Genomic DNA, 9,550 nt, shown 5'->3' with positions numbered 1-9,550 from the left:
GCCGATGGCGCGGGTCGAGGAGGTGGTGCGCACCGTCGACATCAGCCTGCAGTCGGAACTCGCCGCCAGCCGCGAAATATCGCGCATCGCCGAGCGCATGGGCCGCATCCACGACATCATGCTGATGATCGATCTCGGCGATCTGCGAGAAGGCATCTGGCCGAACGACCTGATCCCGACCGTCGAGCAGATACTGCAGTTCAAGGGCGTTCGCATTGCCGGCATCGGCACCAATCTCGGCTGTTTCGGCGCCATCATGCCGACGCCGGAAAATCTCGGCCAACTCGTCGCCCATGCCTACAAGACCGAGCGCCTGTCCGGCAGAAGCCTCGACGTGATCTCCGGCGGCGCCTCGTCGTCGCTGCCGCTGCTGCTCGAAGGCAGACTGCCGGCCGGCATCAACAATCTGCGCGTCGGCGAGGCGATCCTGCAGGGTGGTGTCGAGACCTTCCGCGACACGCCGTGGGCGGAGCTCGAACCCGATGCCTGCCGGCTGACAAGCGACATCATCGAGGTCAAGCTCAAGCCGTCACGACCGATCGGCCAATCGGGCTACGACGCCTTCGGCAATCAGCCGGTCTTCCCCGACGAAGGCGACAGGCTGCGCGCCATCGCCAATATCGGCCGTGAGGATGTGCTGGTCGAGGGACTGACGCCGATCGCCAGGGGGATAAGGGTGCTCGGCGCCTCCAGCGATCATCTGCTTTTGGATGTCGCCGATGCCGACCCGAGGCCCTCCGTCGGCGACCGCGTCGCCTTCCGCATGAGCTATGGCGCCATGCTTTTGGCGATGACCTCGGAATATGTCGAGAAGGCCCCGATGCACGACGTCGAGGATTTTTCCGGCCGCAAGATGGTGCAGATCACGGCCGGGCAGGGAGCTGCCGGCATCCTGGCCCGGGAAAGCACCGGCGCCCGGCTGGAAGCGATGAACTTCGACGTGGTGGAACTCGCCGATGTCGAGCGGCCGCCATCGGGGCTGGTCCGGCTGATTGCCGGCGTCGATCGTCGCATCGCCCACAAGGCGCTGACCGCGACGGCTCGCGCGACGCATTCTTTCGGCCTGATCTGGATCGATTCCATCGCCGCCCTGATGCCAGAGGACGAGGAGGGCATCGACCTGCCGGAATGTTCGGTCCTGGCGCGATCGCTCGGGCTCGATCACAAGGCCGGCGCGCTGCAGCCGCAGCTGTCGCCGGAAAATGTCGTCATCGTCGGCCTGCGCCACGCCGATCCGGCCGAGGCGCGGGTGCTGAAGGATTCGCGCGTGTCGGCCTTCACCATGACCGACATCGACGCCATGGGCATGCGCGACCTGATGCACGAAGCGATCCGCATCGCCACCTCAGGCACGCAAGGCTTTCATGTCAGCTATTCGCCGACCGCAACCGAATTCGCCGGCTGGGCTGCGGGCTCCGGCGGGCTGACCGTGCGCGAAACGCACCAGGCGATGGAGGCGATCGCGCTCTCCGGTGGCTTGCTGTCGATGGATGTCTCGGGCCTGACGGCGGATCTGGAGCCGCGGATCGGCACCGACGCGGTCAACTTCGTCATGTCGGCTTTCGGCAAACGGATTCTCTGATCAGCCCTGCACGTCCACTGCCGAGCGCCATGCGCTGACATAGTCGACCCAGGCCGGGTCTACAGGCGGTTCTATTCTTTCGCCCTTGCCGTGCGTCGCCGGCTGATCGGATGCCAGCAGCGCCGCGCCGATGCTGGTGCCGGTGGCGGCCTCGGACCCAACCACGGCGCGCGCCGTGGCTGCCGCCAGCATGCCGACAAAGAGCCGGTTGCGGGCAAAGGGGCCTTCGACCGTGGTCGGGCCGTCCGCGCCGATCAGTTCGAGGCAGGTTGCCGTCATCAATGCCAGGTAGAACGAGATGGCGGCAAAGCGCTGGCCGCTGTTCAGGCCGTCGGCGTTGACCCATGCCGCGGCATGGTGCGGGAATGGCCCCGAGCCTTGCTGGGTCGACGGCAGCAGCAGCATTTTTCGCGCCAGCACGGCGCCGACATCATTCTCGGTCCACTGCTCCGGCTGATCCTTTGTCAGCCCGGAAAACTCGCGGCCGCCCATGAAGCGCGCCGAGGGAACGGGATCGCCGATTGCGTTGACATTGACCAGCGTGTCGCGCGCGGCATCCAGCGCAATCTGTTTGCCGCCGACCGCCATCGACACCACCCAGGTGCCGGTCGAGACGACGGAGAAAGGCGGTTTGTCGGAGAGAAGATGCGGCAGAAGCGAGGCGTTGGAATCATGCAGGCCGCAGAACACCGGCGTTTGCGGATCGAGTCCGGTTCGCATCGCAACGATGGGCAGGATCGGGCCGAGGCGGTCGCTGGCCGGCCGCACCGGCGCCATCAGCCCGCGCCATTCCAGCCTGTCGACCAACGATGAGAAATCCGCCGTCCACGGGTTCCACAGGTCGGTGTGGCAGCCGAGCGAGGTGACCTCGTTGGCGGCGATGCCGGTCAGGCGCAACGCCCAGTATTGTGGGTACATCAGCATCGCGGCGGCCCTGGCGAATTCCGCCGGGAAGCTCTTCTGCTGCCAGAAGAATTGAGCACCAAGATTGAGGCCGAGCGGCAGGCGCGGCGTGCCGGTCTCGGAGAAGGGCGGGCGGATCGCGTCATAACCCTCGGCCAGCCCGTCGGGGCCGTCGAACTCATAGTCGAGCACCGGTAGCACCAGTTCACCCGCCGCGTCGACCAGCACGCCGGTCGCGCCATGGGTGCTGATCGAAATGGCGTCGATGCGCTGTTCGCGATTGAGACCGGCAAGGCTTTCGAGGATGAATGCCCACAGGGCCTCGACATCGTGGTGCGGGTAAGGCGCCTGTCGCACCGGCGCATTGGACATGCGGCGCAGCGCCACCTCGCTCAACGTAGCGAGGTCGACCAGCGCCACCTTGGCGTTGGTCTTGCCGATGTCGATAACGGCGATGTGGCGCATCGCACTCATGCCATGTGGAACACGGTTTCCAACGGCACGGCCACCGGCTCGTTGTCCTGCCTGGTTTCCATGATGTCGGCCATTTCAGCCCACCAGCGCTGCATCACCGGATATCCGGGCAATTCGTCCATGCCGTGGTCGTCACGCCGCCACAGAACACCGAACAGGATATTGGTCTCCTCGTCGAGATGGATGGAATAATCGGAGACGCCGGCCTGCTTCAGCAGTGACACCAGCGACGGCCAGATCTCATCGTGACGCTGCTTGTACTCGGCCTTCATGCCGGGCTTCAGCTTCATCTTGAATGCATATTTCTCGGCCATCAACGCCCTCCGCGGAGTCGCCGCCAGACGATCGGCAGGGCAATGACGATAATCAGCAGCAGGCCAATGAAGATCGACATGACGATGCCGGGCACGTTGAGCAGGCCAAGCCCGAAGGTCACCAGCCCCATGATGAAGGCCGCGAGCACGACCCCAACAATGCTGCCGGCGCCACCGAGGATACTGACGCCGCCGAGCACCACCATGGTGATGACTTCCAGCTCGTAGCCCTGCGCGATCGATGGCCGCGTCGAACCGAGCCGCGAGGTGATCAGCACCGAGGCGATGCCCGACATCAGCCCGGTCAGGCAAAACAGGAGGAACTTGGTGCGGCCGACGCGCACGCCGGAAAACTGCGCAGCTATCGGATTGTTGCCGATGGCGAAGACGCGTCGGCCAAAACTCGTACGGTGCAGCAGGAACCAGTAGACGACGGCCGCGATCAGGAAGAGCACCAGTTCGAACGACACCACCCACCAGACATAGCCCTGGCCGAAGAAGGCGAAGCTTGCGGGATAACCCTTGTAGGCCTGGTCGCCGAGGATGATGAAGGCGATGCCGCGAAACAGGCTCATCGTGCCGATGGTGACGACGATCGAGGGCAGACCGAGCCTTGTCACCAGCAGACCGTTGAAGGCGCCGCAGCCGAGCCCGACGACGATGCCGATCGCTACCAGCACCGGCATGCCGGCGCCGGCCTGCACCGCCATGCCCATCATCGTCGACGCCAGCGCAATGATGGCGGCCACCGACAGATCGATCTCGCCCGAGATGATCAGCAGCGCCATGGCGAAGGCGATCAGGCCTTTCTCGGTGAAATTGAAGGTCAGATCGGACAGCGAATACGGGTCGAGGAAATAGGGCGAGGCGAAGCTGTTGATGGCGAAGATGGCGACGGCCACCACGACCAGCAGCGCTTCCCAGGAAAAGATCGCCGAACGAAGCGGCTTGTCGAGCCGGTCGGGAATGTGGCGCGGAGCAGGGATGTCGGTCACGCCTCCACCTTTCTGAGGATGATGCGGCCTTGCTGGCGTTCGCCGCGCGCGTTGAGCACGACGGCCAGGATGATGGCGCTGCCAGAAATCGCCATCTGCCAGAAGGGCGAGATGTTGATGACCGGCAGCGCGTTGGAGATGATGCCCAGGAACAGTGCGCCGAGCACCGCGCCGCCGACCGAGCCGATGCCGCCGGCGATCGAGATGCCGCCGATGACGCAGGCGGCGATGATGTTGAGCTCATAGCCATTGGCGACCTCGACCGACGCGATCACATAGCGCGAGATCCAGAGATAGCCTGACAGGCCGCCGATCATGCCGGAGATGCAGAAGACGATGAACTTGGTGCGGCCGACATCGATGCCGGCATAGACGGAAGCCGTCGGGTTTACGCCGATGGCATAGATCGAGCGGCCGAGCGCGGTGCGCGTCATCAGGACGAAGAACAGCGCAATGACCAGGATGGCGATCCACGACAGCACCGGAATGCCGAGGAAGGCGGCGCGCTGAAAGCCGATGAAGTCCGGGCTCATTTTGTCGGCATTGACCCAGGCGCCACCGGACAGGACGAAGGTCGCGCCACGATAGATGGTCAGCGTGCCCAATGTCACCACGATCGAGGGAATGTTCAGCCGCCAGACCAGCAGGCCGTTGATGGCGCCGAGCACCAGACCGACGGCCAGCGCAATGACGATCAGCAGCGGGATCGGGATCGCCGGATGTGCTGCGTTCAGCATCGCCACCACCATGCCGGTGAAGCAGAGATTGGACGCCATCGACAGATCGATCGACCGGGTCAGGATGACCACCATCTGGCCGAGCGCCAGGATCATCAGGATCGAGGTGTCGTTGAACACCTGACGCAGATTGCCGGGGTCGGCAAAGGCCGGGAAGCGCGTCGAAATCAGCCCGATCAGCACGACGATGGCCGCCAACAGCCAGATTTCACGGTATTTCAGGAAAGCCTTCATGCCGCGATCCCCGCTGCCGTCCGAACCAGCGTCTCGGCGTCCAACCCCTTGTTGTCGTAGACCGCCGCGACGAGCCCCTCGCGCATGACCACGACGCGGTCGGACATGCCGAGGATTTCGGGCAGCTCGGAGGACACCATGATCACCGACAGGCCTTGCGCCACCAACTCGGCCATGAAGCCGTGCACGGCGGCCTTCGAGCCGATGTCGATGCCCTTGGTCGGCTCGTCCAGGATGATCACCTTGGGCGACGTCGCCAGCCATTTGGCGATGACGATCTTCTGCTGGTTGCCGCCCGACAGCGTGCCGACGTCCTGGCTGAGCGAGGAGGCCCTGAGGTCGAGCCGCTCGGTGTAGGAGCGGGCCAGATCGAACTCCTCCGACAGCCGCAGCAGGCCGGACTTCGATGTGCGCTTGAGTGAAGGCAGCGAGACGTTCTGGAAGATCGGCAGGCCGATCACCACGCCTTGCTTGCCGCGTTCTTCGGGCACGTAGACGATCCCGGCATCGATCGAATCCGCCGCCGATTTCGGCGCGAGCGTCTTGCCTTCCAGCGTGATCGTGCCGGCTGATGTGCGGGTGATGCCCGATATCGCCTGCATCACCTCGCTGCGGCCGGCGCCGACCAGGCCGTAGAAGCCGAGGATCTCGCCCTTGTGCAGTTCGAAGCCGATGTCGTTGAATTCGGTCGGATGCGACAGGCCGGAAACGGAGAGCACCGGCGCGCCTATCTCGGCCTTGCGCTGCGGGAAGATGTGATCGACCGCGCGGCCGACCATCAGGCGCACGATCTGGCTCTGGCCGGCATCCTTGATCAGGCCTTCGCCGACCATCTCGCCATCGCGGAACACCGTGTAGCGGTCGGCGATACGGTAGATCTCGTCGAACTTGTGGCTGATGAACAGGATTGCCTTGCCGTCGCTCTTGAGGAACTCGATCAGCAAAAAGAGCTCCTCGATCTCCTTCATCGAAAGTGCGGCGGTCGGCTCGTCCATGATGACGATCTGCGCGTCGATCGACATGGCGCGCGCAACGGCGACCAGATGCTTGTTGGCGATGCCGAGGTCCTTCAGGCGCGCATCGGCGTCGATGTGGCCGGCATGCATGGTGTCAAGCACTTCGCGCGCGTTCTTGCGCATCGTGCGCCAGTCGATGGTGCGCAATCGCGTGCGCGGCGCATGGCCGAGAAAGATGTTTTCTGCGACCGACAAATCGTCGAACAGCACGGTTTCCTGGTGGATGGCGGTGACGCCGTGCCCGAAGGCGGCATGCGCGCTCGGCAGGGTGACGGCCTGGCCGTCGATGCTGATCGTACCCCCGTCGGGCTGGTAGATGCCGGTCATGATCTTGACCAGCGTCGACTTGCCGGCGCCGTTTTCGCCGATCAGCGCCGTCACCTGCCCGGGGTAGAGCGACAGGCTGACATTGTGCAGCGCGCGCACGCCGGGAAAGCTCTTGGAGATGCCGGACAGCGTCAGGCGTGGAGCCGAGGCCGGAGGCCGCTCCTTCACCGCGCCGTGTTGGGCTGTCGTGTCCATAATCGTATCAAGCCCTGAAACAAGGTTCGTTTAAAGTCGCGGCGGGACGTGAGCCCCGCCGCGTCAGCTCGAGAGGACTCCAGATCAATAGATCTTGGAGAACTTTTCGATGTTCGACTTGTCGAACTGGAAGGGCGGAGCCATCGCAGCCGAGTTGGTGTCGTCGAGCGTGACCTTGCCGACGCGGCCGATCGACAGCGTGGCGCCGGGCTTCGCCTCTTCCTTCTTCACCGCCAGATCATGGGCGAGGTAGACGGCCGAGTAGCCGAGGTCGATCGGGTTCCACAGGGCAACCGCCTGACTGGAACCGTTGTCGATGAACTTCTTGAACTCGGACGGCAGCGCGAGGCCGGTGACATTGACCTTGCCGATCAGGTTCTCGTCGGTGACGACCTGGGCGGCGGCGACGACGCCGACGGTGGTCGGCGCGATGATCGCCTTGAGGTTCGGATAGGACTTCAACAGGCCCTTGGCTTCGTCGGTGCTCTTGGCCGAATCGTCATCGCCATAGACGGTGGCGACGAGTTTGATCTTGGGGAACTTCTCCGGCAGGATTTTCTTGGCCGCGTCGATCCAGGCGTTCTGGTTGGTGGCGGTCGAGGAGGCCGACAGGATGGCGACCTCGCCGCCTTCCGGCAGGTGGTCGGCGGCAAGCTTGATGATGGTCTCACCGATCAGGCCGGTATCGGACGGGTTGAGGTGAAGCTGGCGGCCTTCCTTGGCGACGCCCGAATCCCACGAGATGACGGTGATGCCGCGTTCCATGGCCTTCTTCAGCACCGGCACCAAGGCGTCGGCGTCATTGGCCGAAATGGCGATGGCGTTGACCTTCTGCGCGATCAGCGAATTGACCACTTCGATCTGCGCTTCGGCGGTCGCCTTGGTCGGGCCGGTGTAGATGATGTCGACATCGCCGAGTTCCTTGGCCGCCTCTTCGGCGCCCTTGTTGGCGGCATCGAAGAAGCCGTTGCCGAGCGATTTCACCACCAGTGCGATCTTGACGTTTTCGGCATAGGCGGCATTCACGAACATGGCGGCTGAGAATGCAGCCGTCACCATCAATTTCTTCAAGAAGCTCATCGAATTTCCTCCCTTGAGCGTTGCATTCCATCGTCGCTGCGAGCGCGAGTTGGCCTCAGGCCTGCAGTGAAGATTCTTCCTTGTTGGTCGCGGATGTGCGGGCGACGATCAGCGTCACCCCCGCGGTCTCCAGCATCTTGGCTTCGCGATCCTCGATGCCGTCATCGGTGATGACGGTGGCGATGCGCGACAGGCCGCACAGGATCAGGCTGGAGCGTTTGCGGAATTTCGAGGAATCGACCAGCACCACCAACTCGTCGGCTTGGTCGATCAGTTTCTGCTCCGCCTGGATCAAAAGCGGATCGCCCTCCATCAGGCCGAGCGGCCCCAGACCCTGCGCGCCCATGAACATGCGGCGCGCATAGAAATTGCGCGTCACGTCATTGTCGAAGGGCGACAGGATGATGTTCTGCTCGCGATAAATGGTGCCGCCCGACAGCATCACCGTGTTCTTGGAGTGCTTGAGCAGGTGCTCGGCGATCGGGAACGAATTGGTGAAGATCGGCATGCGGCGGCCGGTCAGGAAATGCACCATCTGAAAGGTGGTGGTGCCGCCATTGATGATGATCGGTTCGCCGTCCTTGCACAGTTCCACGGCTTCGCGTGCAATCGCCCGCTTCTGCGAGGCGTTGATCGTTTCGTTGACGGAAAAGGGCCGGCCGGCCAGCCCGATGAACTGCGGCGGCGAGATTGCCTCGGCGCCGCCGCGCACACGGCGCAGCCGCTTCTGGACGTGGAGGGCCGCGATATCGCGCCGGATCGTCGCCTCGGACGACTCCGTCAGGTCGACCATCTCCTGCACCGTCACCACAGGCTTTTCCTGGACAGCGGACAGAATGATCCTGTGGCGCTCTTTTTCGTGCATGGTTCCTCCCTGCCTGAGCATCTAGGCACCCAAAACGCGCAGTGTCAATCATTTCCGATCATATAATTTCATTGTGCAGTGCAATATGATCGATATTGATCGTTTGTGATTGACAAGCCGGCTGCTTCCGTGGAAATTCGGGGCCAAATGGCCGCGCCTTTTGCGTGCCTTCGGGAGGATTTCTTATGCTCGACAAGCGCACCGGCGCGCGCCTCGCCAATCTGTGGGACGAGGCCAAGGCTCACGCTATGAGCGGGCCGGAACTTCTGGTCTACCGCTCGAACACACTTGGTTCCGACAAGCGCGTCACCAACTATGGCGGCGGCAACACGTCGTCGAAGATCTGGGAGAGAGACCCGCTCACCGGCGAGGATGTCGAAGTGCTGTGGGTCAAGGGATCGGGCGGCGACAGCGCCTCGATCAAGCTGGACGGCTTTGCTACGCTCTACATGGACAAGCTGCGCGCGCTCAAAGGTCTCTATCGCGGCGTCGAGCACGAAGATGAAATGGTCGGCTTCCTGCCGCACTGCACCTTCAACCTCAATCCACGCGCGGCCTCTATCGACACGCCGTTGCACGCCTACGTGCCGAAGCCTTTTGTCGACCACATGCATCCCGATGCCATCATCGCCATTGCCGCCGCGAAGGATTCGAAGGCGCTGACCAAAGAAATCTTCGGCGACGCCATCGGCTGGTTGCCGTGGAAGCGTCCCGGGTTCGAGCTTGGCCTGTGGCTGGAGAAATTCTGCCTCGAACACCCCGATGCCAAGGGTGTCATCCTGGAAAGCCACGGCCTGTTCACCTGGGGCGACACCCCCAGGGAATGCT

Annotated in this window: 9 protein-coding genes; 2 read left to right on the top strand and 7 right to left on the bottom strand. The window is 63.4% G+C overall.

What is annotated here, in order from left to right; all coding sequences use genetic code 11:
- On the top strand, positions 1 to 1,582 hold a 1,582-nt coding region (locus tag EN893_RS08075; protein ID WP_128361478.1), incomplete at its 5' end, for an alanine racemase.
- On the opposite strand, the gene EN893_RS08070 is transcribed toward EN893_RS08075, so the two are convergent.
- The 7 genes from EN893_RS08070 to EN893_RS08040 all read right to left on the bottom strand — a co-directional run bounded on the left by EN893_RS08070 (position 1,583) and on the right by EN893_RS08040 (position 8,722).
- Positions 1,583 to 2,959 carry an FGGY-family carbohydrate kinase gene (locus EN893_RS08070; RefSeq protein ID WP_127271724.1) on the bottom strand — a complete coding sequence of 459 codons (1,377 nt, stop codon included), beginning with the start codon at positions 2,957 to 2,959 and terminating at the stop codon, positions 1,583 to 1,585.
- Positions 2,956 to 3,273, bottom strand: a complete 318-nt coding sequence (gene rhaM, locus EN893_RS08065; RefSeq protein ID WP_127269350.1) for an L-rhamnose mutarotase — start codon at positions 3,271 to 3,273, stop codon at positions 2,956 to 2,958. Before rhaM ends, EN893_RS08070 begins: the two co-directional genes overlap by 4 nt.
- Positions 3,273 to 4,268, bottom strand: a complete 996-nt coding sequence (locus tag EN893_RS08060) for an ABC transporter permease (protein WP_127269351.1) — start codon at positions 4,266 to 4,268, stop codon at positions 3,273 to 3,275. Before EN893_RS08060 ends, rhaM begins: the two co-directional genes overlap by 1 nt.
- Entirely contained in the window at positions 4,265 to 5,239 is a 975-nt protein-coding gene (locus tag EN893_RS08055; protein ID WP_127269352.1) for an ABC transporter permease, read from the bottom strand. The genes EN893_RS08060 and EN893_RS08055 overlap by 4 nt, the downstream gene beginning before the upstream one ends.
- Positions 5,236 to 6,777 (bottom strand): sugar ABC transporter ATP-binding protein, encoded by a 1,542-nt coding sequence (locus tag EN893_RS08050; RefSeq protein WP_127269353.1) that lies wholly within the window; start codon positions 6,775 to 6,777, stop codon positions 5,236 to 5,238. The genes EN893_RS08055 and EN893_RS08050 overlap by 4 nt, the downstream gene beginning before the upstream one ends.
- A gap of 84 nt (positions 6,778 to 6,861) precedes the next feature.
- Entirely contained in the window at positions 6,862 to 7,857 is a 996-nt protein-coding gene (gene rhaS / locus EN893_RS08045; protein ID WP_013533599.1) for a rhamnose ABC transporter substrate-binding protein, read from the bottom strand.
- Positions 7,858 to 7,912: 55 nt separating this feature from the next.
- A complete protein-coding gene (locus EN893_RS08040) occupies positions 7,913 to 8,722 on the bottom strand; it encodes a DeoR/GlpR family DNA-binding transcription regulator (RefSeq protein WP_023813909.1) in 810 nt (269 codons plus the stop codon).
- 185 nt (positions 8,723 to 8,907) lie between these two features.
- On the opposite strand from EN893_RS08040, the gene EN893_RS08035 reads away from it, so the two are divergent.
- On the top strand, positions 8,908 to 9,550 hold a 643-nt coding region (locus EN893_RS08035; protein ID WP_206640093.1), incomplete at its 3' end, for a class II aldolase/adducin family protein.

This window comes from Mesorhizobium sp. M7A.F.Ca.CA.004.04.2.1, from assembly GCF_004022825.1.
In the GTDB taxonomy this organism is placed as follows: Bacteria; Pseudomonadota; Alphaproteobacteria; order Rhizobiales; family Rhizobiaceae; genus Mesorhizobium.
This window is presented reverse-complemented; position numbering and strand designations above follow the sequence as displayed.

Coding starts and splice junctions, on each gene's coding strand:
- EN893_RS08070 (WP_127271724.1), bottom strand. CDS start 2,959: ATGAGTGCGATGCGCCACATCGCCGTTATCGACATCGGCAAGACCAAC.
- rhaM (WP_127269350.1), bottom strand. CDS start 3,273: ATGGCCGAGAAATATGCATTCAAGATGAAGCTGAAGCCCGGCATGAAG.
- EN893_RS08055 (WP_127269352.1), bottom strand. CDS start 5,239: ATGAAGGCTTTCCTGAAATACCGTGAAATCTGGCTGTTGGCGGCCATC.
- EN893_RS08050 (WP_127269353.1), bottom strand. CDS start 6,777: ATGGACACGACAGCCCAACACGGCGCGGTGAAGGAGCGGCCTCCGGCC.
- rhaS (WP_013533599.1), bottom strand. CDS start 7,857: ATGAGCTTCTTGAAGAAATTGATGGTGACGGCTGCATTCTCAGCCGCC.
- EN893_RS08040 (WP_023813909.1), bottom strand. CDS start 8,722: ATGCACGAAAAAGAGCGCCACAGGATCATTCTGTCCGCTGTCCAGGAA.